Here is a 25736-nt window from a genome sequence, read left to right on the forward strand (position 1 = left end):
ATCTGGTTCTGCTGCTGGTTCCGGCGTTCCTGTCACTGCCGCCGTCCGAAGCGCGCATGCTCGACAACATCACGGTGTTCGCCCAGTTTCTGTTCTGGGGCCTCTGGTGGCCGTTCGTCCTGCTGTCAATGGTGCTTTTTGGTCGTCTCTGGTGCGGCGTGCTCTGCCCGGAAGGTTCGCTCAGCGAATGGATCAGCTGGCGCGGGCTGAACAAGCGCACTCCCCAATGGATCCGCTGGAGCGGCTGGCCGACCATTGCGTTCGTGCTGACGACCGTCTACGGCCAGCTGATCAGCGTTTACGACTACGGCAAGGCTGCCGCGCTGATCCTTGGCGGCTCGACGGTCGCGGCGATGCTTGTCGGCTATCTGTACGGCCGCGGCAAACGTATCTGGTGCCGGCATCTCTGCCCGGTCAGCGGCGTGTTCGGCCTGCTCGCCCGCCTGGCACCGATGCACTACAAGGTGGACGAGGAGCGCTGGCAGGCCAACGAAGGGCCGCGACTGGCCACGCCTAACTGCGCCCCGCTGATCGACATCCGCCGCATGCAGGGCAACAGCGAATGTCACGCCTGTGGTCGTTGCAGTGGCCAGCGCGGTGCCGTCGCCCTCACCGCCCGCTCACCGAACGAGGAGATCCTGATCGTCGGCAACCAGCCGCAGCAGGGCCATTGGGACAGCACCTTGCTGCTGTTCGGAATGATCGGTTTGGCCATGGGCGCGTTTCAGTGGACGGTCAGCCCCTGGTTCATCAGCCTCAAACAGACGGCGGCCGAATGGCTGGTTGATCGCGGCATCTTCTGGCCGCTGGAGGCCAATGCGCCGTGGTGGCTGCTGACCCATCACCCGCAGAACAATGACGCCTTTACCTGGCTGGATGGTGCGGCGATTCTCACCTACATCGGCGCCAGCTCGCTGCTTATCGGCGGCGCGCTCTGGCTGCTGTTGCAGGGCGCGGTGCGACTGATGAAACGAGGCGATAGCGTATTTCATCATCTGGCGCTGACGCTGACGCCACTTGGCGGCGCCGGACTGTTTCTTGGCCTGTCAGCCACCACTATCAAGCTGCTTCGCTACGAAGGTTTCATCCTCGCCTGGGCGCAGCCGGCCCGCGCGCTGCTGCTGGCCGGCGCAATAGGCTGGAGCCTGTACCTGGCCTGGAAGGTGATCAGCCGCTACGGCGCCAACGGCCTGCGTCGGTCGTCCGCCTTCGGCTGCGTGGGCCTGGCCACGGCGGTGGTTGGTTATGGTTGGTATCTGCAGTTCTGGGGCTGGAGCTGACGGGTTCGTTACGGCGGTGGGGAGCGCCGCGCGGCCCACTCTCATGTCTGGACGATGGGCATCGCTCATCCTGCTTGCCGTTCGCGGTCAAGACCGCTCCCACGGGTGGCTTGCGCTTAGGCTATGCGCACTCTTGTGGGTGCGGTCTTGACCGCGAGCTTTTAGCGAAGCCGCGCTGTCGGGTAATTCCGTCAGCCACATCAAACCTACGGCCAATCCCGCCGCGATGGTCCACCCTCATCCTTTATCTCTGTAGGTGGGCCCACCGCCGCCTTTTGGTCGAGGCGTTCTGGTGGGCTGAAGCGGAGCGCCGCCCGGCCCACCGGCAACCAACCACCGATCAACCACGCAAAACAAACGAGGGAAACAGCCGGCCCATACGATCCCAGAGTTTTTGCTGATCGTACGGTGCACGGCTCTCAGCAAGAGAATCATCGAGCATCCGGGCGGTCCGCACGCATTGCACGGCGAACCGTTCGACACCCAGTTTGCGCAGGCGCTGCGCCATGTCCCACAGGCGTTCGGCATCGAACAACTGCCAGTGCACGGTGGTGCGGCACTCGTAGTCCACTCCGCTCGCAACAAGCGCGTGCAGGCTTTTCCAGTTGGCCTCGCCACTCCCTTCGACACCGGTGATCAGCGGGCTATGTTCGGGCAACGCCTTGACGTCGAAGCCCACCCAATCCACCAGCGGCAGCACCTGGCGAAATAGCTTGGGTTTGATACCGGCGCTGTGCAGGCCGATCTTGAATCCCCTGGCCCGAACCTGGTCGATGGCGTCCGGCAGCGCCAGTTGCAGGGTCGGCTCACCGCCGCTGAACACGACCGCTTCGAGCAAACCGACACGCTGGTCGAGAAAGCCGAGCACATCGTTCCAGCTGTGCTCCTGCGCACCACAGGTCGGGATTAGCTGCGGGTTGTGGCAATAGCGACAGCGCCAGCCACAACCTTGGCAGAACAGCACGCAGGCCAGGTGATCGGGAAAGTCGAGCGTGGTCAGGGGCACCATGCCCCCGACCCGTAGCGCAGCGCCCACGACTACCGCGCCAGACCGGCCGCTTGCTCGGTGAAATGGGTACGCTCGCGGTGCTCGGACTGCTTACCGGGGTTGAATGCCGCGACCGGGCGGTGGTAACCCATCACGCGGGTCCAGACTTCACAGCGCTGACGTTGGGCTTCAGGGAGTTGAGTGGATTGAGTCATGTGTTGCTCCTTCGGGGGTGTGGATGGTTTGTTGCTGTAGGAGTGAGTCTGCGCGCCAATGCGAGGCGAGCAAGCCAGCTCCAACGATTCAGACCGATGCGCCAGATGGCGCATTGATCATGCCGATCGCCCGCAAGCTGGCTGCTACAGGCTGGATCGATAGCTACTTGCACCGGAGCGCGCGACGGCCGCGCCCCAGCCGCTAGAGGCTCAGGCGCAGCAGCTCTGTTGCTTGGCGATCAGCACCTCGTCGCATTTCGGGCAGAACTCGTGCTCACCGCTCAGGTAGCCGTGCACCGGGCAGATTGAGAACGTCGGGGTGATGGTCAAGTACGGCAGACGGAACCGCCCGAGCGCCTTGCGCACCAGGTTCTTGCAGGCCTGCGCCGAGGAGATCTGCTCGGCCATGTACAGGTGCAGGACGGTGCCGCCGGTGTATTTGGTCTGCAGCTCGTCCTGCAGCATCAGGGCCTCGAAAGGATCGTCGGTGAAGCCCACCGGCAGCTGCGAGGAGTTGGTGTAGTACGGCGCCTCGGCAGAGCCCGCCTGCAAGATCTCCGGGAAGCGCTTCTTGTCTTCCTTGGCGAATCGGTAGGTGGTGCCTTCGGCCGGAGTCGCCTCGAGGTTGTAGAGATGGCCGGTTTCTTCCTGAAAGCGCACCAGCTGCGCCCTCACATGGTCGAGCAGTTTTACGGTCAAACGCCGACCAGCTTCGGTATGCAAACCGTCGCAGTCCTCGGTGTAGTTGCGCACCATCTCGTGCAGCCCGTTCACGCCAATGGTGGAGAAGTGATTGCGCAGCGTGCCCAGGTATCGCTTGGTATAGGGGTACAACCCGGCATCCATGTGGTGCTGGATCACCTTGCGCTTGACCTCCAGGCTCTGCCGCGCCAGCTCCAGCAGGGCATCGAGGTGATCGATCAGCCCGCTCCAGTCACCGGCGTGCAGGTAGCCAAGGCGCGCGCAGTTGATCGTCACCACGCCGAGCGAACCGGTTTGCTCGGCTGAGCCGAATAGCCCGCCGCCGCGCTTGAGCAGCTCGCGCACGTCCAGCTGCAGGCGACAACACATCGAGCGAACCTGATTGGGCTGCATATCCGAATTGAGGAAGTTCTGGAAGTACGGCAAGCCGTATCGCGCGGTCATCTCGAACAGCCGCTCGGCGTTCTCGCTATCCCAGGGGAAATCATGGGTGATGTTGTAGGTGGGGATAGGAAAGGTAAAAACCCGACCCAGGCCATCGCCCGCCTGCATAACCTCGATATAGGCGCGGTTGATCAGCTCCATCTCGGCCTGCAGATCACCGTAGGCGAAGGGCATCTCCTCGCCACCGATGTAGGGGATCTGCTCGCGCAGGTCCTCCGGGCAGACCCAGTCGAAGGTCAGGTTGGTGAACGGCGTCTGCGTACCCCAGCGCGACGGCACGTTGAGGTTGTAGATGAACTCCTGGATCGCCTGGCGCACCTCGTCAAAACCGAGATTGTCCTTGCGCACGAAGGGCGCGAGATACGTATCGAACGAGCTGAACGCCTGAGCGCCGGCCCATTCGTTCTGCAGGGTGCCGAGGAAGTTGACCATCTGGCCCAGCGCGCTGGAGAGGTGTTTCGGCGGACCCGCCTCGACGCGCCCGGGTATGCCGTTGAAGCCCTCGTTGAGCAAGGTGCGCAGCGACCAACCCGCGCAATAGCCGGCGAGCATGTCCAGGTCATGGATGTGCAGATCGCCCTCGCGATGGGCGATGCCGATTTCCGGGCTGTAGACCTCGTCCAGCCAATAATTCGCAGTGACCTTGCCCGCGACGTTGAGAATCAGCCCGCCCAGCGAATAACCCTGGTTGGCGTTGGCGCGTACCCGCCAGTCCTCGCGCGAGAGGTATTCGTTCATCGACGAGGCGACGTCGACCAGCGACTTGCGATCGCGCCGTAGCCGTCCATGACGCTCGCGATAGACGATGTAGGCGCGAGCCGTGTCGTAGTAGCCCGCCTCCATCAATACGCGCTCGACGGCATCCTGCGCCTGCTCGACCTCCACCACACGCTGCGGCAGGCGCGCCAGGACCTGGGCCGCCAGCGCCTGGGCAGTGGCCTGTTCGAATTCACCGGTCGCCTGGCCCGCAGCCTCAATTGCAGCACCAATCTTGTTCAGTTCGAACGTCACCAGCCGCGCATCCCGCTTGCGCAGCGAGACCGGCCGACTCACTTCCTCACGCCCCTGCATCACGCCTCCATCACCATATGTAGTTGAAAAAATAACTTCAAACACTAGATGGTGTGAATGTAGGCAATTGCGCTGCATAGCGAATTGACCATAGTCAATTCATCCTGGCCGTATTTTAAAAACAGCCCACGGCAGCTACGGTCGCGGATCTTGTCTGTGATCAAGGAAGACGGGGGACACGTGCTCCTAGGATGCCACGTCGAATAATCCCGGACAGGTACCGGTGGAGGAACCATGCTGACCGAAACATCCCTCGTTGCGGACCTCCGCCGACACCACCTGTTCAGCCGGTTGCCCGAAGCGGCGCTGCAGGAGGTATGCGCCTCGGCCAACCTCAAGCGCTTGCCAGCGGGCGCCTCGCTGTTTCATCAGGGCGACAAGGCCGAGCGGTTCTATTTCCTGTTCACCGGTCAGGTAAAGCTGCACCGCGTGGTCTGCGACGGCCAGGAAAAACTGGTCGAGGTCATCCGCGCCGGCGAGTCCTTTGCCGAAGCCTTGCTGTTCACTGGCGCACCGAACTACCCGGTCAGCGCCACGGCCCTCAAGGCTAGCCTGGTGGCCAGCCTGCACAGCAGCCACTATCGGCGCATGCTCGAGCAACACCCGAGCATCTGTCTGGATATTCTTGGCACCTTGAGCATCCGCCTGCATCAGCGCCTGAACGAGATCGATACCCTGACGCTGGCCAACGCCAGTCATCGCGTGGTGCGCTTTCTCTACCAGTCGCAGGAGGACGACAGCGGCGTGGTCACCCTCGACGTGCCCAAGCGTCTGATTGCCTCCAAGCTGGGCATTCAGCCGGAGACCTTTTCGCGCATCCTGCACCGGCTCATCGAGGCAGGAATGATCAGCGTGCAGCGCCGGCGTATCGAGATACTCGACAGTCAGGGCTTGGCCGCCTATCAGGATTGAGCTGCGGCAGATTGCCCCAGCTTCTTGACGGTTGTCATGGGCCGTGTCCCGATTGACGCGGATACTGGTGTTGGCTCTATCAGATCGGGAGAACAGCATGTCCACACCCCGCCTGCCCCTGGTGTACGCCTGCTCTGGCTGCTCCAACGTGGCGCAACTGGCCAATACCATTGCGGTACGCCTGGACCGCGCTGGCCTGGCAGAAATGTCCTGCATCGCCGGCGTCGGCGGTCGGGTCAGCTCGCTGGTCAACAAGGCCAACTCCGGTCGACCGATCCTCGCCATCGATGGCTGTCCACTGCATTGTGCGCGCGCCTGTCTGGCGCAGCACGACGTTGTCGCCAACGTTCATATCACCCTCAGCAGCTATGGCCTGCGCAAACGTTACCGCGAAGACTGCTCAGAAGCCGAAGCCGATGCGCTGTTCGAGGACATGTGCAACATCATCGCCAGCGACCGTATGAAACCACGGCACCGACTTCGCTCGGTGTAGCGCCTTGCCAAGGCGCCACAGAACGCGGCCTGTCGGTGCACGTGAGCAGAGCTGGCTCAGGCACCCACCGGCTGCGCGCGTCCTGTCAGGGCAACTTCCTGCCCTGCGCCCTGCAGGAGTTTCCACAGCCACGACGGCAGCAGGTCCGGGTCCAGGCTGTCGATCAGGTTCTTGATTGCCAGACCCAGCTCGGTATCACCCTCGATCACCAGCCGGCGACGGAAGAACAGCGTATCCGGATCCTCCTGACGGCTGGCCAGCAAAAGGAACTCCCGCCAGTTGCCCCGAATGGTTACCTGAACCGGCGCCTGCTCGGCGATGCGCAACTTCTGCCGGTCGCAACTCAGGCACCAGGCCAACTTGAGATCGACGACTTCCAGCCGCATCCAGTGACCCTCCAGCACCTCGAAAGCCTGGTCGGCCAAAGGCTCAGCGAAGACCTGATTCAGGCTGCGCTCCAGCGCGATACGTTGCAGCGTAAATGGGGTTCGCGCCGCCAGCGGCAGCAAGCGCTCGCCCAGTTTCAGCAAATGCGCGCGAGGCTTCAGCATAATCCGGCCTCCTCGGCGCGCAGCATGCCCGGCTGGCCATGCCAGTAACCGTTGCAGCCATCGACGGCAAGCGGTGGCAGGCCGCCGTTGCGCACCGCATCGAATGCCTGGACAACCTCGATCATGCCCGACGCGCGCGGGCTCAGCCGGAGCAGTTCAGCGCCGCTGTCGACCAACGCCGGATAGTCGGCTAGCAGATTGCTGACCGAGGCGGACATGGTCTGGATACCATTGATGGTAAACAGCGCCTCGCCTTCCTGGCTCAACAGCGGTATACCTTCGGGATAGTTCTGGCAGCAGAATTGGCAATCGTCCTTCGGCCGGTTTTCCGCGCGGGCCGTGAAGCAACGCGCCGAGTAAGCCAGCGGCAGGTGGCCGTAGGCGAAAATCTCGATTTCCGGCATGCCAACGTCGAGCTGCGCCAACTGCGCCCGGGCGTCACGGATCATCGCCCCGGAGATTTCCACTGGCGGCACCCAGCGCTGCATGCCGCTGCTGACCAGTTCGGCCAGTGCATGGCCGTTATAGAGGTTGAGCGCCGGACCACCGACGAAGGGCACCCCCTTCTCGGACAAATACTGCACCGCCCCCATGTCATTGGCTTCGACCAGTAGCTCGTCGTTATCGCAGAGCCGGCGCAGACTGGCCAGCTCAGATGCGGCTTCGACCAGCGTCAGACCGGACAGCACCACCTGCGCTGCCGATTGCTGCTTCAGCTCACGGGCCAGGCCCATCCAGTCGTCCAGCCCCATGTCGCGGCGCTTGGAACAGACGGTTTCGCCGAGATAGATCACATCCAGCGGCATGCCTGCCATGTCGGCGTAAAAATTCAGGGTTTGCTGGCGATCCCAATAGAACAGCACGGGGCCTAAGCTGAGTTTCATAACTGCTCCTTGCTGAAGAGATTCACTGCCACGCTCGGTGGTAAGCGCCGAGGGTCGTTTGCGAACCCTCCGACAGGCCGTCGAGGACCTCACGCCAATCTGGTTGCACGACATAACGCTGCGGCGCCTGCAAATACGCATCCAGCGCCGAGCGCCAGACGCGAGTGACTTGTTCGACATAAGCGGGACTGCGTTGCCGCCCCTCGATCTTCATCGCCGTCACGCCAATGCTGGCCAGCTCGGGAATAAGGTCCAGGGTATTCAGGCTGGTGGGCTCCTCCAGTGCATGGAAGCGCTGGCCGTTGACCATGAAACGGCCCTTGCACAGCGTCGGATAGCCCGCCGATTCGCCCTCGGCGTAGCGATCGATGAGCACGTTATTCAGTCGCGAGGTCAGCCCCTCGGGCTCCTCGCTCCAGCGCACCGCCTTGGCGGGCGAGCAGACGCCGCACAGATTCGGTGATTCGCCGGTGAGGTAGGAAGACAGGTGACAGCGCCCCTCGGCCATGATGCACAGGCTGCCGAAAGCGAACACTTCGATCGGCACCGGACTGCCGGCGGCGACCTGTTTGACCTGCTTGAGCGACAGCACGCGTGGCAGCACGGCGCGCTTGATGTTGTAACGCTGCTGATAGAAGGCCAGCGCGGCGGCATTGGTCGCCGACCCCTGGACCGACAGGTGCAAATTAAGTTGCGGGTGGCGTTTGGCGGCATACCCCAGCACGCCGGGGTCGGCGGCGATCAGCGCGTCCACGCCCAGATCGGCGGCCTGGTCCACCGCACGCTGCCAGCGGGACCAGCCCTCCGGCTGAGCATAGGTGTTGACGGCAATGTAGAGCTGGCGACGCTTCTCGCGGATCAGTTGCAGCCCTTTATCAAGCTGCTTTGCATCCATATTGAGGCCAGCGAAATGGCGGGCGTTGGTGTCGTCCCGAAAACCGACATAAACGGCGTCGGCACCCTGCTGGACGGCAGCCTTGAGCGCGGGCAGGCTACCTGCTGGACAGACCAAGTGCATGGTAACTCCTAGACATGCAGAATCATGCGCACCCTGCCAGTGGCAGGGTGGCCGTCCGGGTCGGACGGAAAGCCGGCAGTCTAGGTAGGCCTCCGCTGGGAGGCATTGATAAGCGTCAAGGGGAGGAAGCTGGCGCGGAACTCTCAAGGCAACGGCTGCAGCGTTCAGTCGGCCACAGGTAGCGAGGCGGCAGGCCTGACGCTCGAAACCCAGGTTTCGGATCGCGGGCAAACTCACCTAACTGGCTTACCCAACGGACTTACCCAACAGACGAGATGTGGGATTCAGGCGCACGCAATCGTTGCACTGCCTCTACTCGGCTGCGTTATATCCCTTCGTCACCTTCGAACTCTTCAGTGGCACGAGCCACCATCTGCCGCCACGCACCGGACTCTTCAGCGAGCAGACGCATCGCTTTGAGGCTCGACTCGAACGCCTGCTGATAATGCTGCGCGTTGTTCTCACTGGCGGCACGGTCGGCGTGGGCCTGGGCCTCGGTCAGCAGCCGGTTGAACTGGTCATGGTCCAGAGCCATGGAATTCTCCTTATCGTGATGGTGAAAGCTTAGACCGCCATCTGACAAAGACGACTCCCGCCGACTGGCGGAACAGATCGCTGCAGCGTGCCGCCCAGGTGCCCACTCATTTCAACTTCAAGCGCCTTGCGAGTTTGTGCAGGTTGCTCGAGTCGACATCCAGCAACCGAGCCGCCTGCGCCCAATTTTCACCGCAGGCCTCAAGCGCACGGACGATCGCCTGGCGCTGGGCGCCATCGACGGTTTCGCGCAACGAGACGATCTCTGTCTCCGCAGGTAAGGGCTCGGCATCGGCAACCGGCGCGAAAGCGGTCGCGTGCTCGCTATCCAGATCCAGCAGGTCTGGCTCCAATGTGAGAATTTCGCTACGCGAGGCACCGCGACTGAGCAAGCGCAGCGCCGCCCGACTGATCACATGTTCAAGCTCGCGAACGTTGCCCGGCCAGGCATAGCCGAGCAATGCACGCTCGGCGGCCGGTGACAGCCGCATGCTGCGCAGACCCAGCCGGGCGCGATTCAGCTCAAGAAAGTAGCCGGCCAGAATCAGCACATCGTTGCCGCGCTCGCGCAACGGCGGAATCGGTGCCGGATAGACTGAAAGCCGGTGATAGAGATCGGCGCGGAAATGTCCGTCACGTACGCTCTCACGCAAATTGCGGTTGGTCGCGGCAATGATCCGCACATCCACCTGACGCGGCTTGTCGGCGCCAAGCCGCTGGATCTCGCCGTTTTGCAGCGTGCGCAGCAGTTTGGCCTGCACCACCAGCGGCAGCTCGCCAACTTCATCGAGCACCAGCGTGCCACCGTTGGCTGCATCGAAACGACCGGGGCGGTCGGTCGTCGCACCGGAAAAGGCTCCCTTCACATGACCGAACAGTTCGCTTTCGGCCAGCGATTCAGGCAATGCGGCGCAATTTACCAGGACTATAGGCTTGTTGCGGCGCCGCGAGTGGCGATGCAGCCAACGCGCGAACAGCTCCTTGCCGACGCCGGTTTCACCCAGGAGCAACACTGGCAGCTCCGAGTCGGCAACCACTTCCAGCTCACGCAACAGCTCGCGAACCACCGTGCTCTGCCCGAGAATTTCACCGTCGCTAGGTATCTGGGAGGTCTCCAGCACATCGGTTCGAGCGAGGCGCAGGCCGCGGTTTTCATGTTCCAGCCGGGTGATGCGGATGGCTGCCTCAATCACCAGCGTGTAGCGCTGCAGGTCCCGCCGCGCGTCGTCATCGAAAGTGCCGGCGTGCAGCGCATCGAGAGTCAGCGCCCCCCACAGCTTGCCCTCGACGAACAGGCTCACACCCATGCAATCGTGCACCGGCAAGGGCTCACCGACGTGCTCGTCCAGCAGTCCGTCGTACGGATCGGGCAGCCGACTATCAGGCTCGAACCAGGTGGGTTCACGCTGGGAAAGTATGGCCGCCAAGCGAGGATGCTGAGCCACCACGAAGCGTCGGCCGAGCGCCTCCTGCACCAGCCCCACCGCAGCCAGGGGGCGCAGTGTGTCATCGTCGAGACGTAGCAATACTACCGCCCCACAGCGAAATCGCTGATGCAGCGTATGCACCAGGCGTTGCAAGCGAACCGCGTTAGGCAGTTCAGTGACAAGGTCGGCCAGCAGCCCTTCTTCCATCATGGTCTTTACTACCCTCAAGGTTTTTAAAACCCTACACCGCCCAGGTAAATATCACCACAAATAATATTTTTCCTTTAATAATCAATTACTTGAACATGGCATAGGGCTTGCGTTGTATGGCGTAACTCCCCCTCCACGGAACCCTGCCATGACGACTGCGCTTACCGAACAAACACTGGGCAATCTGGCCTGCCTGATCCCTGGCGCCACCCGCGTGTTTCGCCAATACAAGCTGGACTTCTGCTGCGGTGGCAATACCCCGCTGCGCGACGCCGCCCTGCAACGCGACCTTGATGTGCAGGTCATTGCAAGCGAGCTGGCTGCGTTGGCAAGCGAATCGGGGACCGAGACAGACTGGCGCAACGAGCCTGCCGGAGTCTTGATCGAATACATTCTGGAACGCTTCCACGAGCGTCACCGGGACCAGTTGCCCGAACTCATCCGCCTGGCCACTCGAGTCGAACAAGTGCACGGCAACAAACATGATTGCCCCAACGGGCTTGCCGAACACCTCTGGAGCATGCAGCAGGAGCTGGAAAGCCACATGCTCAAGGAAGAGCAGATCCTCTTTCCGCTGCTGCGCCGCGACATGCAATTGCCACAGACACAGGGTCCCATTTCAGTGATGCGCTACGAACACGAACAGCACGGCGCCGCCCTTCAGCGCCTGGCTGAACTGACCAACGACATCACCCCGCCAGAGAACGCCTGCAATACCTGGCGCGCACTGTACCGCGGGCTTGAAGAGTTGCGCGGCGACCTGATGCAGCACATTCATCTGGAAAACAACATCCTCTTCGCCCAGGCATCTGCGCGCTGAAGCGGCATTAATGCTACGGGCCAGACGGCCCGTCTCCCTGCAGTACCGGAGATGCGTATGAAAGCAATTATCCAACCCCTCGCCTGGGGCCTGGCAATGGCATCGATGCTGGCGCTGGCCAGCGGCGTAGCACTCGACGTGGTGGTCGATACCGCACAGGCAACGGTTCTTCACGACGGGCATGGAGCACACGCCGCGCCACCCGTTGGCGGTGAACAGCAGTGGGCCACCGATGCCGCGCTGCGCGAAGGCATGTCGCGCCTTCGCCAGGCGGTCAATGCCGCACTGCCGGCCGATCCGGCGCAATCGATCAGCGAGCGCCAGGCCCTGGCGCTGCAAGCTAACATTGAGGACGGCGTTTCCTACCTGATCGCCAATTGTGAATTGGACGCACAGGCTGACGCCGCACTGCACGGGTTGCTCGCCGACCTGCTCGGCGGCGCCAACGCACTGGCCGAGCCTGCCCAACGAGGCGAAGGCGCTCAACAGATCCGCACCGCGCTTCAGCGCTATCCGACCCTGTTCGCCCCGCCTCACTGGAACGAAACCGTACAGTGAGATGAGCAGCAAGCAATGTCCTGCTGGATGCAGCCCTACCTTCGCGCTCATCCGGCCTGCATCAATAGTTGGACATGGCACTTGGGCTAGGCTCTGATAGACGCCTGACGACGCTCTAGACTCTTGCCTCGGCCGGTCTGCATGAGCGCAGTTACCGTTCCGCTCGCAGCTCGATTGCGGACAACTCATTATTAGAAATAAGGATGCCTTGCATGGTGCTTCACCGCGTACATAATCAGATTCTTCGCAGCCACCACCTGTTCGAACCGCTCAACGACGAACAGATGGACGAGCTGATGAGCGCAAGTCAGCTGCTCAACCTGGACAAGGGCGACAACCTCTTTCACCAGGGCGAACCGGCGCATTCGTTCTATTTCGTGATTTCCGGAGCGGTCAAGATCTACCGCCTGACGCCGGACGGGCAGGAGAAAGTCTTCGAGGTGATTGGCAATCGCCAGACCTTTGCCGAAGCGATGATGCTCATGGACACACCGAACTACGTCGCCTCGGCCCAGGCCGTCTGCCCGACCCAGGTGTATCGATTCTCCAACGCGGCGTACATGCGTCTACTGGAGGCAAACCAGAAGCTTTCCTTCGCCCTGCTCGGCAAGCTCAGCGTGCGCTTGCACCAGCGCATCAATGAAATCGAAACCCTCTCGCTAAAGAACGCCACGCACCGCGTGGTGCGCTATCTGATGACGCAGCTGGCGCGGTTGAAGGAAGAAGGCAACAGCTTCGAGCTGCCCATGGCCAAGCAGCTGATCGCAGGCCATCTGTCGATTCAGCCGGAGACATTTTCACGGATCATCAGGCGCTTGATCGACGAAGCGATCATCACCCAGGAAGGCCGGCAGATTACCGTTCTCGATCGCCAGCGCCTCGAATCCTTCGAGTGACAACCGTGCCCGACGCCCGCTCATCGGCCCCTCGGGGCAACCTGTACCGACGCGAGAAGCTCTTGCAACTCGTTGATTACTGTCAACCGCGAACAGCAGCTGCACATGGCAAGCTGAAACCGACCTAAAGAGGACGCTGCCATGCCCACATGCCTGTACTGCCAGCAACCCAACCCGCCGCAGGAAGCCGAATGCAGCAACTGCGGCATGCCCCTCCCCGCCCTCGCCGACACCGCAGGAGAACGACGCCAGAAACGATTTTTCTGGTTCTGCATCGGTCTCACCGTGTTCTGCGCGGTGATGATTGTCTGGTTGCCGCGCCATCTCTTCTAGTCGAACGGCCAGGCATGCGCGGACGGTAGGTGGATCACGCTTCAGCGATCCACCTACCGATGCACGGTGGTGTAGAACGCGACAGCCGCCCTACGAATGCAGTGCCTCACTGCTCGCCTCGCTATAAATCGACCGCAGGATGGACCGCGCCCCACCGATCCGCCGAGCGCTGTCGCGGTGGATCTAAACGGCGACATTTCCCTGCGAATGCAGCGCCCTTTACCACGCGCCTCTCTATACATCGACCATCGGGTGGGCCACACCCCACCGAGCCACGGCATGGCCATCCACCGCGCGATGCCGCGGTGGAAGCGAAAAGCGACGTTCGCCTTACGGCTGGGTCAGTTGCTTATAGAGCTGCGGTAGGCGGAATGGCAGCTGTTGCGGTTCCTTGATCAAGGTATAGCCATTGGCGCCGAACATGTAGGGCAGGTAGTCGCCGGCTTCCCGATCGATGGTGATGCAGAACGGCAGCAGCCCCTGACGCCGTGCCTCGAGCACTGCCTCGCGGGTGTCTTCAACACCGTAGCGGCCTTCGTACAGGTCCAGGTCGTTGGGCTTGCCGTCGGTGACCAGCAACAGCAGCTTGCGCCGCTGTTTGCACTTGCCGAGCAGCTCGGTGGCCTGGCGGATGGCCGCGCCCATGCGGGTGTAATAACCAGGCTTGAGCGCCTGGATGCGACCACGGGTGTCGTCGCCATAGCGCTGTTTGAAGCTCTTGAGTTCCTGCATTCTGACCTGCTGCCGACGCAGCGAGGAAAAGCCATACAAGGCGAAATCATCGCCCACCGCCGACAGCGCTTCGCCGAATAGCAGCAGACTGTCGGTGATCACATCGATCACCTTGTGCTCATCGTCCAGGTGCGCATCGGTGGACATCGACAGGTCGGCCAGCAGCAGGCAGGCCAGGTCGCGACGGTTCTGCCGCTGCTCCATGAACAAGCCGCGCTCGGCGCACTGACCATGCTGTCGCTCGACGTGAAAGTCGAGCCAGGCCTGCATGTCCAGCTCGGAACCCTGGGGTTGCCCCCGCAGCCATTGACGATCGTTACGCAGGTGCTCGAACTGCCGGCGCAGCTTGCGCGCCAGCGGGCTCAGCCGCAGTGGCAGGCCCATGGGTTCGGAACCGCGCGGCAGCATCATCTGCAGGCTGACGAAATCGTCCTGCATGCGCTGCTTGCGATAGTCCCACTCGGGCAGCTTGACGCCCTCGCCGAGCGGAATGTCATCCACGTCGGCAGGCGGCAAGTCGAGGTGCAGCTTGAGGCCGCCACCCTTGCGCATGCGCTGACGCGACATGGCGATTTCGTCGAGGTCTTCGGCAACGCGCGAGGCATCCTCGTTCTCGCTGTCGTCACCCTGGCGGTCCAGTTCGACATGCTCGGACCAACTGAACAGGTTTTCCAGGCGGAACAACATCAAACCGCCCTTGCTGGTGCTGTCCTCGACGCGCTTGGCACGCTTGCGCATGCCCTTCTGCTCGGTCGGCAGTGCCTGCAGGTTGTTGTCTTCATCTTCCTCGGCAAGCTCGGTCGCTTGCGGCACACCGAGATTTTCTGCCGGGTACAACCACATTGGCAGTGGCCAGGGGGCCACTTCGCTGCGCGGAAACTGCTCGACGCTGCCTGGCTCACGAAGAGCCTGGCAGATTGCACGTTCCAGCGCGGCCTCGGCGCGGGGCAGCGTGTCCGGGTCAGGCCGCAGTTGCAGATGGGCTTCGACCAACCGCTCGTAGCGCGGACGCATGGCGGGGAAACGTTCGAGGATGACCTGCGTCCAGCGTTGATTGTCACGCGCCCAATGGCGCATTTCGCCCGCCTGCGCTGCGAGCAGCGCCAGCCAGCGATAAAGATCCTGGTTGAGTGAAACTTCGGGGTATACGGCAAGGTTCTGCGGCAGCCGCAGATTACTTGCATCGCACCAGGCGACCGGCAATTGCTTGCAGGTGCCGGCGACTTGTTGCAACAGGGTACGGCGCAGCATCAGATCGCGTGCGTTGGCCGCCTCGACACCTATTCCACTGGCGCCACCCATGGCGCGGAACAGGACCGACAGCGGTCGATGCATGCTCTCCAACGAGACGCTGGCTTCCGGAAAGTCCGGACTGGCGCGACGGGTGATGAAACGGTGCCAGACGCTGCCGACCCACTCTTCGACTTCGATGGTAAAGGCCATTGCAATCACTCCGTAGCGTTGTTCAAAAACAACAACGGCCCGCTCATGTCAGCCGGGCCGTTGCTCATGTCGCGATAAGACTCAGGCTGCTGCGACGGCTGCAGACGCGTCAACCGTTACCCGGCCACGCTGTCTGAAGCTGTAGAGGTAGCAGACCAGTCCGATGAAGAAGAACACCCCAGCGATCAGTCGCAACCAGAAGAACACAGCCAGTTGGTCAGTGGTATTCATGAAGGACATCGCTGCCCCATCGGCGGGAATCCGCTGCAACCAGACCTGTACCAGGCCAGCGGCCGTTAGGAACAGAGTGATGGCAACCATCGACACGGTCATCAGCCAGAAACCCCAGATCTCGATGCGCTGAGCACGGGCATCCGGTGCTTCACCCAGACCACGCAGGCGCGGCATGGCGTAGCTGATCATGGTCATCACGATCATGGCGTAGGCACCGTAGAAGGCCAGGTGGCCATGCGCGGCGGTCAGCTGCGAACCGTGGGTGTAGTAGTTCACCGGAGCCAGGGTATGCAGGAAGCCCCACACGCCAGCACCGAAGAACGCAGTCACGGTAGTACCGATAGCCCAGAGCGCAGCGGCCTTGTTCGGATGCTGACGACGACGACGGCTCACCATGTTCAGCGAGAACAGCACCATGGCGAAGAACGGCAGCGGTTCCAGCGCAGAGAAGATCGAGCCGAGCCACAACCAGACCTCAGGTGCACCAATCCAGAAGAAGTGGTGACCGGTACCGATGATGCCGGAGATCAGCGCCATGGCAATGATCACGTACAGCCACTTCTCGATCACTTCACGGTCGACGCCAGTGATCTTGATCAGGACGAAGGCCAGCATCGAACCCATGATCAGTTCCCACACGCCTTCCACCCACAGGTGCACCACGAACCACCAGTAGTACTTGTCGCGCGCCAGGTTTTCCGGGTTGTAGAAGGAGAACAGGAAGAATACGGCGAGGCCGATCAGGCCGGTCATCATGACCATGCTGATGGCGGTCTTGCGGCCCTTCAGCAGTGTCATGCCGACGTTATAGAGGAAGCCCAGGGCGACCACTACGATGCCGATCTTGGTAATCGTAGGCTGTTCAAGGAACTCCCGACCCATGGTCGGCAACAGGTGGTTGCCGGTCATTTCCGCCAGGCCCGCATAGGGCACGAACAGATAGCCGAGGATGGTCAGCACACCCGCCGCAGCGAACACCCAGAACAGGATGATGGCCAGTTTCGGGCTGTGCAGCTCACGGTCCGCTTCCTCCGGAATGAGGTAGTAGGCCGCGCCCATGAAGCCGAACAGCAGCCAGACAATCAGCAGGTTGGTGTGAACCATCCGCGCTACGTTGAACGGCAGCAGTGGGAACAGGAAGTCACCGATGACGTACTGCAGGCCCATGATCAGGCCGAACAGGATCTGTCCGACGAACAGCATCAGCGCAAACACGAAGTAGGGTTTGGCGACGGCCTGCGATTGGAATTTGAGATGCGGATTCATGATGCTCATCTCTCAGCCCTCCTTGTTTGGCGGCCAGTTATTGGTATCAATCTTCGACGTCCACTTGAGGAACTCGGCCATATCGTCGACTTCCTGCTCGGTCAGATTGAACTGCGGCATCGATCTGCGTCCCGGTACGCCCAGCGGCTGAGCTTTCATCCAGGCCTGCAAGAAGGGCTTGAAGGCCGCATCTTCACCGCGACGAACGAAAACATTCCCCAGTTCCGGCGCAAAGTAGGCACCTTCACCGAGCAGGCTGTGGCAGCCGATGCAGTTGTTGTTTTCCCAAACCTCTTTGCCTCGCACCACCGCTTCGGTCATTTCCGACTCATTGGATCGCTCTGGAAAGGTTTGCTCTGTGTGATAGGTCAGGCCCAGAAACACCAGGAAGAAGAAAACGCTTCCCCCGAAGTAGATATTTCTGGCCATTCCCTTGGTAAAGGTCTCGGACATGGTCGCCTCCTCATGGCGTTGGCGGGGCCATTTTAAGAAGGGACCTATCGAAACCTGCTTGATGCCAATCAAGAAAAACCTGAACGTGGCACTGGGTCTTTACGGATTCACGGGCGCCGGCGGCTGGCCGTGTATCCGGCCAGCTGGTTACGGGGTTTTGGCGAAAAGACGAGAAAGAATCGGATCGAGCGAAGGGGGTTTCAACGGTGGACGCGCGGCCTGCAAGAGGCAGGCTAGACAAGCTGAGGGGGCGTACAAGCAGGTTTTACCTGCTCGCCATGCAGCCGTTACAGGCTCATCGCCAGCAGGATGCCGCCGGCCATCGCCAGAGGCCAGCCGAGCAGAAGCAGGCGCCAGAGAGGCGGCGCATGGCGCAGCTCCATGAAGCCTTCGGTGATCACCCAGGCCTTAACCAGCGCGACGGCCAGTACCGCGCCTGCAAGCAGCAGTGTCGATCCGGCATTACCGAGCAATACGGTAGCCGTGGACAGGATGGCGAGCGCCAGCCAACAGCCGATCAGCACTTTTGAAGCGGACATCGCAAGCTCCTCAGTTGATGACGTAGACCAGCGGGAACAGCAGCACCCAGACCATGTCCACCATGTGCCAGTAGAGCACCCCGGATTCCAGCCCCGCGCAGTCATGCACGCCGTAGGCGCGTCGACGGCAGCGTTCGGCCATCCAGCCAAGGATGACCAGGCCCAGCAACACATGCAGAAAGTGGAAGCCGGTGAGAATCCAATAGAGGGTGAAGAAGGTGTTGTGCTCAAGCCCCAAGCCAAGCCCGGAAAGGTGGCTGTATTCGTTCAGCTTGAGCACTACGTAGACGCAGGAGCTCAGCAGTGCACAGAGCAATAACACCGCTCCGCGCTGCGGCCGCGCCAAACGTACCTGCTCCACCGCCAGGGCAGCCAACAGACCGGAGGTCAGCAGGCTGAGCGTGAGCACCAGCCCGATTGAGCTATCCAGAGCCGCGCGGCTTTCACGAAACAGCTCGGGATTGAGCAGCTGGGTAATCGCGAACGCCAGGATCAGGATGGCGAAAACTGTCAGCTCGGCAAGAATGAAGAACCACATCGCCAGATCGCCTGGCAGACGGCGAGAGAGACTGGTGCTATCAACCGAAATAGACATCGACTACATCCATCAGAGCTGCGACGGTTTGCGGATCGTCCGACAGTGGCTCAGCAAGACAAGCCATGCAGGCCTCGCGCGGGCTCATGCCGGAGCGAATCATCCGTGCGGTGAAAATCAGCAAGCGGGTCGAGGCGACCTCTTCGAGGTCATGCTGTTCGAGCCGGCGTAGTGCCTGCCCCAGCTTGACCACTTGCGCCGCCAGAGCGGCATCTACCTGCGCCTCCTTGGCAACGATGCGCTGCTCCTCGGCCTCCGCCGGGTAGTCGAAACGCATGGCGACGAAACGCTGTCGCGTACTCGGTTTCATACCCTTGAGCAGGTTCTGGTAGCCGGGGTTGTAGCTGACCACGAGCATGAAACCCGGCGGCGCTTTCAAGGCTTCGCCGGTGCGCTCGATGAACAGCTCGCGACGATCGTCGGCCAGCGGGTGCAATACCACAGCGGTGTCTTGCCGGGCCTCGACCACTTCGTCCAGATAGCAGATGCCGCCTTCACGCACGGCGCGAGTCAGCGGGCCATCCTGCCACCAGGTGCCCTGGGTACCGATCAGATGACGACCCACCAGGTCAGCAGCGCTCAGGTCGTCATGGCAGGCCACGGTGTACAGCGGCAGGTTCAGCTGGTGTGCCATGTGCTGCACGAAGCGGGTCTTGCCACAGCCGGTTGGGCCCTTGATCAGCACCGGCATGCCGTGCTTCCAGGCCTGTTCAAAGAGCACCTCTTCATTGCCCAGCGACTGGTAGAACGGAGCACCAGTCAAGCTGACAAGATTCTCGGGCGCATTCATTGGCGATACCTCACTGCAGCGGTGGATTTGACTAACGCCAAACTAATCGTCGCCCCGCCGCACCTCAAGCCGCACGCCAGCGAAGCTTGATTACGATCAAGCCCGACTGGAAATGGGCCACTACCTGCGCGTAACCACTCGGCTCGATGCGCAATTTCCCTCCGCTTTTGCCTCGCCTATCCGCCCCCGCGACACGGCGTCACGCCTGGGCTATAGCGGATCGTCTCTTGATTGCCATCAAGCGCTTCCACCCAGAACCCGCCATAGGATGCAGCCGCACACAGCACGACCCGGGAACTGCCACACCGTTGCCAATAGCAGGAACCGCACGAAGCGGTCAGAGGAGAAACAGTATGAGCAAACCATTACTGGCGGGCATTATCGCCGGCGTTTCACTGCTCGGCCTGGCAGTTGCCCAGGCTGCAGCGAATCCGGAAAGCGCGGACGCGGCCTACAAGGGCCGGGCGTCGACCATCGACCCGGCCAGCGCCCAGGTCGTCCACTCGCCTGGCGCGCCGGACTTGAGCGCGGCCGAATTCGAGAAAGCCAAGGAAATCTACTTCCAGCGCTGCGCTGGCTGCCACGGCGTGCTGCGCAAGGGCGCCACAGGCAAGCCGCTAACGCCCGACATCACGCAGGAACGCGGCCAGGAGTTCCTCGAAGCCCTGATTACCTACGGCTCGCCGGCGGGCATGCCGAACTGGGGAACGTCCAACGCGCTGACCAAGGATGAAATCACCTTGATGGCGAAGTTCATCCAGCACACCCCGCCGACACCGCCGGAGTGGGGCATGGCCCAGATGAAGGACACCTGGCACGTGCTGGTCAAGCCCGAAGACCGCCCGACAAAGCAGATGAACAAGCTGGATCTGCCCAACCTGTTTTCCGTCACCCTGCGTGACGACGGCAAGATCGCCCTGATCGACGGCAAGACCAAGGAAATCGTCAAAACCATCGACACTGGCTATGCGGTGCACATCTCGCGTATGTCCGCCTCCGGCCGTTACCTGTTCGTGATCGGTCGCGACGCCAAGATCGACATGATCGACCTCTGGGCCAAGGAGCCAATGAAGGTCGCCGAGATCAAGGTCGGTATCGAGGCGCGCTCGGTGGAAACCTCCAAGTTCAAGGGCTACGAGGACAAATACGTGATCGCCGGCGACTACTGGCCGCCGCAGTACACCATCATGGACGGCGAGACGCTCGAACCGCTGCAGATCGTCTCCACCCGCGGCATGACCGTCGGCACCCAGGAATACCATCCGGAGCCTCGCGTCGCCGCGATCATCGCGTCCCATGAACACCCGGAGTTCATCGTCAACGTCAAGGAAACCGGCAAGGTCATGCTGGTCAACTACGAAGACATCGACAACCTGACGACCACTATCATTGGCACCGCACCGTTCCTGCATGACGGCGGCTGGGACGTCAGCCATCGCTACTTCATGACGGCGGCGAACAACTCCAACAAAGTCGCGGTAATCGACTCCAAGGAGCGCAAACTCGCTGCACTGGTGGATGTCGGCAAGATTCCGCATCCGGGCCGTGGCGCCAACTTTGTCCATCCAAAGCTAGGCCCGGTCTGGGCGACCAGCCACCTGGGTGATGAAACCATTTCGCTGATCGGCACCGATCCGGACAAGCATCCCGACCAGGCCTGGAAAGTGGTCGAAACACTCAAGGGCCAAGGTGGTGGTTCGCTGTTCATCAAGACCCATCCGAAGTCCAACCACATCTACTTGGACACCACCTTCAACCCGGACGCTAAGATTAGCCAGTCGGCTGCTGTGTTCAAGATTGACGACCTGGGCGCTGGCTTCACCGTGTTGCCGATCGCCGAGTGGGCCGGAGTGACAGACGGCGCCAAACGCGTCGTTCAACCGGAGTACAACGAAGCGGGTGACGAGGTCTGGTTCTCCGTCTGGAGCGGCCAGGACGAGCAATCGGCCATCGTTGTGGTCGATGACAAGACGTTAAAGCTGAAAAAGGTGATCAAGGACAAGAGGTTGATTACCCCAACCGGTAAATTTAACGTCCATAACACTCAGCACGACGTGTACTGAGTAAAACCGAGGGGGACGTCAAGATCCCCCTCTAGCCTTGAGGAAGTAACTCATGAAGAAAATTCTAATCCCACTGCTCGCCCTCGGCGGCGCGATGGTTCTGCAGCCCGCCATGGCTCAGGACGGTGAAGCGCTGTTCAAGAGCAAGCCCTGCGCGGCCTGCCACAGCATTGACGCCAAGATGGTCGGCCCGGCCTTGAAGGAAGTCGCCGCCAAGTACGCTGGCCAGGAAGGCGCTGCTGACCTGCTCGCCGGTCACATCAAGAACGGCACCCAAGGCAATTGGGGTCCGATCCCGATGCCACCAAACCCTGTCACCGAAGAAGAAGCCAAAACCCTCGCTGAGTGGGTTTTGAGCCTCAAGTAACACCCAAGGAGGACATCATGTTTCAGTCCCGACATGCAGCATTCGGTTTGGGGCTCAGCCTGATGTCCCTCCTTCCCTTTTCCGCTGCCCTGGCCGATATGCCTACAGTCGCTCGCCAGGCACAGCTCGAACACCTGCTGGTGCAGGACTGCGGCTCCTGCCACGGTCTGCGTATGACCGGCGGCCTTGGCCCGGCATTGACCCTCGATGCCATCGCCAGCAAATCCCGTGAAAGCTTGATCGCCACCGTGACCCACGGTCGGCCCGGCACTGCTATGCCCGGCTGGAATGCCCTGCTCGACGAGCAGGACATCGCCTGGCTGGTCGACCTACTGCTCGAAGGATACCCAAGGCCATGAAGCGTCCATCCCTGTTGCTCGCCGTTACCTGCCTGTTGCTCGGGGCCTGTGCCCAGCAACCGTTGCGCGGCACCGGTGACCTGGGCGTCGTGGTGGAACGCGCCACCGGTGCTCTGCAAATCATCGAAACCAGCGACCAGTCGCGGCTGGCACGTGTCGAGGGCCTGGGCGATCTGTCCCACGCCTCGGTGGTGTTTTCCCGCGACGAGCGCTTCGCCTATGTATTCGGCCGTGACGGCGGCCTGACCAAGGTCGACCTGCTGCGCCAGCGCATCGACCGGCGCGTCGTGCAGGGCGGCAACAGCATCGGCGGCGCCATCAGCCAGGACGGCAAGCTGATCGCGGTGGGCAACTACGAGCCGGGCGGCGTCAAGGTGTTCGACGCCGAAACGCTGGAGCTGGTCGCCGATATTCCCGCCACGCCACTGGCCGATGGCAGCCGCAATTCGCGCGTGGTCGGCGTGCTCGACGCGCCCGGCCGCCGCTTCATCTACAGCCTGTTCGACACCAATGAAACCTGGCTGCTGGACTTCAGCCAGGGCAACACCCCGGCCATCACCCGCTTCAAAGACATCGGCAAGCAGCCCTACGATGCACTGCTCACGCCGGACGGCCGCTATTACATCGCCGGCCTGTTCGGCGAGGACGGCATGGCCAAGATCGACCTCTGGCACACCGCCCGCGGGGTCGAGCGGATCATCGACGGCTACGGCCGCGGCGAGGAAAAGCTCCCGGTCTACAAGATGCCGCATCTGGAAGGCTGGACCGTGGCCGGTAATCAGACCTTCGTACCCGCGGTCGGCCAGCACCGCGTGCTGGTGATGGATTCGCAGAGCTGGAAGCAGACCGACGCCATCGACGTCGCAGGCCAGCCGATCTTCGTCATGGCGCGGCCGGATGCACGGCAGATCTGGGTGAACTTCGCCCACCCGGACAACGGCAAGGTGCAAGTCATCGACACTGAAACCCACGAGATCATCGCCCAGCTGGAACCCGGCCCCGCCGTGTTGCACATGGAATTCACAGCCCGCGGCGACCAGCTCTGGCTGTCCGTACGCGACGGTAACGAAGTACAGGTCTGGGACCCGTACACGTTCAAGCTCCTCAAGCGCCTGCCGGCCGACAGCCCAAGCGGCATTTTCTTCAGCAGCCGAGCGCACGAGACGGGATTGTGACATGCACATCGACAGCCTTAGCCGCCGCCTGATCGACCGTTTTCAACACGGCATGCCGCTGTGCGCCGAGCCCTATCGTGCCATGGCCGACGCCCTTGAATGCAATGAAGACGACGTACTGGCCTGCCTTGAGCATCTGGAAGACAGCGGCGGCCTGTCACGCATAGGCCCAGTGTTCGAGCACAGCCGCGCTGGCGCCAGTACGCTGGTGGCCCTTGCCGTACCTGAAGAACGGTTGGAACAGGTCGCGGAACTGATCAACCGCTACCCCGAGGTCAACCACAACTATCTGCGCGAGCATCGCTACAACCTCTGGTTCGTGCTCACCGGGCCGGATCGTGCGCATATCGACGCGCTGTTGGCCGCTATCGAAGCGCAGACCGGACTCGCCCCGCTCGACCTGCCCATGCGGGCGGCCTACCGCATCGACCTCGGCTTTCCCATTGGAGAGGCGCCATGACCTTACGCCTGAACGACTTCCAGGCAATGCAGCTGCGTCGTCTGCTCGAAGCAGGCCTGCCGCTGGTTGCGCGCCCCTATCAGGTGCTGGCCGAGCGCGTCGGTGCCAGCGAGGAGGCGGTGCTCGAACAGGTCCGCCACTGGAGCGAGAGCGGGCTGTTTCGCCGCATGGGCCTGGTCATCAAACACCGTGCGCTGGGCTTTCGCGCCAACGCAATGCTGGTGATGGACATCCCCGACGAGCGAGTCGATGAAGTCGGGCACATGCTTGGCCAGGTCGCTGGCGTCAACCTTTGCTATCAGCGCCCTCGGCGGCTGCCGGACTGGCCCTACAACCTGTTCTGCATGGTTCACGGCCGTGAGCGCGAGCAGGTGTGCCGCTTGATCGACAACATGCTCGCCGAACACAGGCTGGGCGATGTGCCGCATCAGTTGCTGTTCAGCACCCGCGCTTTCAAGCAGTGCGGCGGTCGTTACGCACCGCCCGCTGAGCTGGAGCGCGTCCATGGATGAGCTCGACCGCCGCCTGATCAACCGCCTGCAACATGGCCTGCCGCTGGTCCGCCATCCGTGGCAGGCGCTGGCCGATGAGTTGGGCACCGAGCCGCAGGCGCTGCGTGATCGCGTCCAGGCCCTGCTCGAAGATGGCACCCTCACCCGCTTCGGCCCAATGTTCGACATCGAACGCCTCGGCGGCGCCTTTACCCTCGCCGCGCTCTCGGTGCCGGAAGAGCGCTTCGATACGGTCGCCGAAATACTGGCGGCGATGCCTGAAGTGGCCCACAACTACCGCCGCGAACATGCCTGGAACATGTGGTTCGTGCTCGGCTGCGCAACACCGCACGGCATCGCCGAAACCATTGGCCGCATCGAGGCGCAAACCGGCCTGCCGGTGCTCAACCTGCCCAAGGAGGAGACCTACCATGTCGGCCTGCACTTCGCGGTTTGATCCCTCCCGGCAGGCTGAGTTGGCCAAACGCCTGGTTGCGCTCACTGAGGGTGGGTTGCCGCTGGTCGAAGATCCCTGGGGCTGGCTCGCCGAACGGCTGGAAATCAGTGTCGACGACACCCTCACGTTGCTACAGCAGCTGCAGGCCGAAGGCGCCATTCGCCGCATCGCCGCAGTGCCCAACCATTACCGCCTGGGCTATCGCCACAACGGAATGACCGTCTGGGACGTGGACGATGCCGAAATTGCTCGCCTTGGCCCGCTGATCGGCGCGCAAACCTTCGTCAGTCATTGCTATCGCCGCCCGCGCCAGGAGGGCTGGCACTACAACCTGTTCGCCATGGTCCACGGCCGCAGCGCCGAAGAGATTGAGGGCTACCGTGCGCAGATCCGCGCATTGCTCGGCAACGCCTGCCGCGCCGATGACATGCTGGTCAGCAGCCGCATCCTCAAGAAGACCGGTCTTCGTGTGGCCAGCCGTCGCTAGCGCCGCCCGCTAACCCCAGCCCCTCAATCCACTGGGCTCTGCTCCAACTGATGATGTACGTCCAGAACACGCTATTGAGAAGGTAAAGCGCAACAAATTGGGCGGTACTCAGCGGCGCGTTTCCAGGAGTCGTTGCGCAGGGTCCGTAACCCGGCCCACATGCCTCCCAAAAGCGGCGTTCGCGACATTATCGGAACGGATCTGATGCATCCAGCGCAGCCCGCGAGCAGACATTTCGTTCGTGACGAAGACCAGACCCCGCACGCTTCTGATCAATCCGTGCATGTCCCTACAAGAACCAAGGCTTTTGTTGTTTCCAGTCAAGGATCGGTCCGTGTCGCTCGGAGATGCTGCGCCCAACAAACCGCGCAACCATGCGTGATGCGGCAGGAGAAACGCTCATGTTGAGAATCAGCCATTACCTGCGTGCCCTCACCCGGCCCGCCATGCCGGTGCTGGGCGCGCGCAGCTCAGGTGCGAGCCGACCGC

General features: G+C 62.0%; 29 protein-coding genes. 15 read left to right on the forward strand and 14 right to left on the reverse strand.

Annotated features, from left to right (window positions below):
* Window positions 1–1280: 4Fe-4S binding protein (locus PSTU_RS0107255; RefSeq protein ID WP_019340376.1), on the forward strand; the 1280-nt coding region annotated here is incomplete at its 5' end.
* 340 nt (window positions 1281–1620) lie between these two features.
* Here PSTU_RS0107255 and PSTU_RS0107260 read toward each other — a convergent pair.
* From PSTU_RS0107260 to PSTU_RS0107270, 3 genes are all read right to left on the reverse strand, one after another.
* Entirely contained in the window at window positions 1621–2316 is a 696-nt protein-coding gene (locus PSTU_RS0107260) for an anaerobic ribonucleoside-triphosphate reductase activating protein (protein WP_019340377.1), read from the reverse strand.
* Between the two features lie 2 nt (window positions 2317–2318).
* Window positions 2319–2483, reverse strand: a complete 165-nt coding sequence (gene nrdD, locus PSTU_RS0107265) for an anaerobic ribonucleoside-triphosphate reductase (RefSeq protein ID WP_019340378.1) — start codon at window positions 2481–2483, stop codon at window positions 2319–2321.
* Between the two features lie 210 nt (window positions 2484–2693).
* Window positions 2694–4700 carry a ribonucleoside triphosphate reductase gene (locus tag PSTU_RS0107270; protein ID WP_019340379.1) on the reverse strand — a complete coding sequence of 669 codons (2007 nt, stop codon included), beginning with the start codon at window positions 4698–4700 and terminating at the stop codon, window positions 2694–2696.
* A 234-nt stretch (window positions 4701–4934) separates the two neighbouring features.
* Here PSTU_RS0107270 and PSTU_RS0107275 point away from each other — a divergent pair, with 234 nt between their 5' ends.
* Together PSTU_RS0107275 and PSTU_RS0107280 are read left to right on the forward strand one after the other, a co-directional pair.
* On the forward strand, window positions 4935–5612 hold the full coding sequence (locus tag PSTU_RS0107275; protein WP_019340380.1) for a Crp/Fnr family transcriptional regulator: 678 nt from the start codon (window positions 4935–4937) through the stop codon (window positions 5610–5612).
* A gap of 97 nt (window positions 5613–5709) precedes the next feature.
* Window positions 5710–6105 (forward strand): putative zinc-binding protein, encoded by a 396-nt coding sequence (locus PSTU_RS0107280; protein WP_019340381.1) that lies wholly within the window; start codon window positions 5710–5712, stop codon window positions 6103–6105.
* Window positions 6106–6161: 56 nt separating this feature from the next.
* Here the strand turns inward: PSTU_RS0107280 and ubiT are convergent, their stop codons facing one another.
* From ubiT to norR, 5 genes are all read right to left on the reverse strand, one after another.
* A complete protein-coding gene (ubiT, locus tag PSTU_RS0107285) occupies window positions 6162–6656 on the reverse strand; it encodes a ubiquinone anaerobic biosynthesis accessory factor UbiT (protein WP_019340382.1) in 495 nt (164 codons plus the stop codon).
* Window positions 6650–7540 (reverse strand): U32 family peptidase, encoded by an 891-nt coding sequence (locus PSTU_RS0107290; protein WP_019340383.1) that lies wholly within the window; start codon window positions 7538–7540, stop codon window positions 6650–6652. The genes ubiT and PSTU_RS0107290 overlap by 7 nt, the downstream gene beginning before the upstream one ends.
* A 22-nt stretch (window positions 7541–7562) precedes the next feature.
* Window positions 7563–8558 (reverse strand): ubiquinone anaerobic biosynthesis protein UbiU, encoded by a 996-nt coding sequence (gene ubiU, locus PSTU_RS0107295; protein WP_019340384.1) that lies wholly within the window; start codon window positions 8556–8558, stop codon window positions 7563–7565.
* 325 nt (window positions 8559–8883) lie between these two features.
* A complete protein-coding gene (locus tag PSTU_RS0107300; protein WP_019340385.1) occupies window positions 8884–9093 on the reverse strand; it encodes a hypothetical protein in 210 nt (69 codons plus the stop codon).
* 106 nt (window positions 9094–9199) lie between these two features.
* Entirely contained in the window at window positions 9200–10729 is a 1530-nt protein-coding gene (gene norR, locus PSTU_RS0107305) for a nitric oxide reductase transcriptional regulator NorR (RefSeq protein ID WP_019340386.1), read from the reverse strand.
* Window positions 10730–10877: 148 nt separating this feature from the next.
* Here norR and ytfE point away from each other — a divergent pair, with 148 nt between their 5' ends.
* The 4 genes from ytfE (at window position 10878) to PSTU_RS0107325 (ending at window position 13336) form a co-directional block, all read left to right on the forward strand.
* Complete coding sequence (gene ytfE / locus PSTU_RS0107310; protein ID WP_019340387.1) at window positions 10878–11549, forward strand: iron-sulfur cluster repair protein YtfE; 672 nt, start codon at window positions 10878–10880, stop codon at window positions 11547–11549.
* Between the two features lie 57 nt (window positions 11550–11606).
* Entirely contained in the window at window positions 11607–12107 is a 501-nt protein-coding gene (locus tag PSTU_RS0107315) for a hypothetical protein (protein WP_019340388.1), read from the forward strand.
* 212 nt (window positions 12108–12319) lie between these two features.
* Window positions 12320–13003 carry a Crp/Fnr family transcriptional regulator gene (locus PSTU_RS0107320; RefSeq protein ID WP_019340389.1) on the forward strand — a complete coding sequence of 228 codons (684 nt, stop codon included), beginning with the start codon at window positions 12320–12322 and terminating at the stop codon, window positions 13001–13003.
* Window positions 13004–13144: 141 nt separating this feature from the next.
* Window positions 13145–13336, forward strand: a complete 192-nt coding sequence (locus tag PSTU_RS0107325) for a hypothetical protein (RefSeq protein WP_019340390.1) — start codon at window positions 13145–13147, stop codon at window positions 13334–13336.
* A gap of 330 nt (window positions 13337–13666) precedes the next feature.
* Here PSTU_RS0107325 and PSTU_RS0107330 read toward each other — a convergent pair whose 3' ends face one another.
* The 6 genes from PSTU_RS0107330 to PSTU_RS0107355 all read right to left on the reverse strand — a co-directional run bounded on the left by PSTU_RS0107330 (window position 13667) and on the right by PSTU_RS0107355 (window position 19388).
* Window positions 13667–15511, reverse strand: coding sequence for a nitric oxide reductase activation protein NorD (locus PSTU_RS0107330; protein WP_019340391.1), 1845 nt, complete (start codon window positions 15509–15511; stop codon window positions 13667–13669).
* An 81-nt stretch (window positions 15512–15592) separates the two neighbouring features.
* Window positions 15593–17020, reverse strand: a complete 1428-nt coding sequence (locus tag PSTU_RS0107335) for a cbb3-type cytochrome c oxidase subunit I (RefSeq protein WP_019340392.1) — start codon at window positions 17018–17020, stop codon at window positions 15593–15595.
* Window positions 17021–17023: 3 nt separating this feature from the next.
* On the reverse strand, window positions 17024–17464 hold the full coding sequence (locus tag PSTU_RS0107340; protein WP_019340393.1) for a c-type cytochrome: 441 nt from the start codon (window positions 17462–17464) through the stop codon (window positions 17024–17026).
* A 287-nt stretch (window positions 17465–17751) separates the two neighbouring features.
* Window positions 17752–18003 carry a cytochrome C oxidase subunit IV family protein gene (locus tag PSTU_RS0107345; protein WP_019340394.1) on the reverse strand — a complete coding sequence of 84 codons (252 nt, stop codon included), beginning with the start codon at window positions 18001–18003 and terminating at the stop codon, window positions 17752–17754.
* A gap of 10 nt (window positions 18004–18013) precedes the next feature.
* Window positions 18014–18598, reverse strand: coding sequence for a cytochrome c oxidase subunit 3 (locus PSTU_RS0107350; RefSeq protein ID WP_029404664.1), 585 nt, complete (start codon window positions 18596–18598; stop codon window positions 18014–18016).
* A complete protein-coding gene (locus PSTU_RS0107355; protein ID WP_019340396.1) occupies window positions 18582–19388 on the reverse strand; it encodes a CbbQ/NirQ/NorQ/GpvN family protein in 807 nt (268 codons plus the stop codon). Before PSTU_RS0107355 ends, PSTU_RS0107350 begins: the two co-directional genes overlap by 17 nt.
* A 353-nt stretch (window positions 19389–19741) precedes the next feature.
* On the opposite strand from PSTU_RS0107355, the gene PSTU_RS0107360 reads away from it, so the two are divergent.
* Genes PSTU_RS0107360 through PSTU_RS0107395 form a run of 8 tightly spaced genes read left to right on the forward strand, consistent with a single transcriptional unit; the run spans window position 19742 to window position 25247 of the window.
* A complete protein-coding gene (locus PSTU_RS0107360) occupies window positions 19742–21451 on the forward strand; it encodes a nitrite reductase (protein WP_019340397.1) in 1710 nt (569 codons plus the stop codon).
* Between the two features lie 52 nt (window positions 21452–21503).
* Complete coding sequence (locus PSTU_RS0107365; RefSeq protein ID WP_019340398.1) at window positions 21504–21818, forward strand: c-type cytochrome; 315 nt, start codon at window positions 21504–21506, stop codon at window positions 21816–21818.
* Window positions 21819–21835: 17 nt separating this feature from the next.
* The gene (locus PSTU_RS0107370; protein WP_019340399.1) at window positions 21836–22177 is read left to right on the forward strand and encodes a c-type cytochrome; all 342 of its coding nucleotides are present in this window, start codon (window positions 21836–21838) and stop codon (window positions 22175–22177) included.
* Window positions 22174–23352 carry a cytochrome D1 domain-containing protein gene (locus tag PSTU_RS0107375; RefSeq protein WP_019340400.1) on the forward strand — a complete coding sequence of 393 codons (1179 nt, stop codon included), beginning with the start codon at window positions 22174–22176 and terminating at the stop codon, window positions 23350–23352. The genes PSTU_RS0107370 and PSTU_RS0107375 overlap by 4 nt, the downstream gene beginning before the upstream one ends.
* 1 nt (window position 23353) lies before the next feature.
* Window positions 23354–23812 (forward strand): Lrp/AsnC family transcriptional regulator, encoded by a 459-nt coding sequence (locus PSTU_RS0107380; RefSeq protein WP_019340401.1) that lies wholly within the window; start codon window positions 23354–23356, stop codon window positions 23810–23812.
* Window positions 23809–24324 carry an Lrp/AsnC family transcriptional regulator gene (locus PSTU_RS0107385; protein ID WP_019340402.1) on the forward strand — a complete coding sequence of 172 codons (516 nt, stop codon included), beginning with the start codon at window positions 23809–23811 and terminating at the stop codon, window positions 24322–24324. Before PSTU_RS0107380 ends, PSTU_RS0107385 begins: the two co-directional genes overlap by 4 nt.
* Entirely contained in the window at window positions 24317–24760 is a 444-nt protein-coding gene (locus tag PSTU_RS0107390) for an Lrp/AsnC family transcriptional regulator (protein ID WP_019340403.1), read from the forward strand. Before PSTU_RS0107385 ends, PSTU_RS0107390 begins: the two co-directional genes overlap by 8 nt.
* Window positions 24735–25247, forward strand: a complete 513-nt coding sequence (locus PSTU_RS0107395) for an Lrp/AsnC family transcriptional regulator (protein WP_019340404.1) — start codon at window positions 24735–24737, stop codon at window positions 25245–25247. Before PSTU_RS0107390 ends, PSTU_RS0107395 begins: the two co-directional genes overlap by 26 nt.
* The last annotated feature ends 489 nt before the right edge of the window (window positions 25248–25736 follow it).

It is taken from the genome of Stutzerimonas stutzeri SDM-LAC (assembly GCF_000235745.1).
GTDB lineage: Bacteria > Pseudomonadota > Gammaproteobacteria > Pseudomonadales > Pseudomonadaceae > Stutzerimonas > Stutzerimonas stutzeri_H.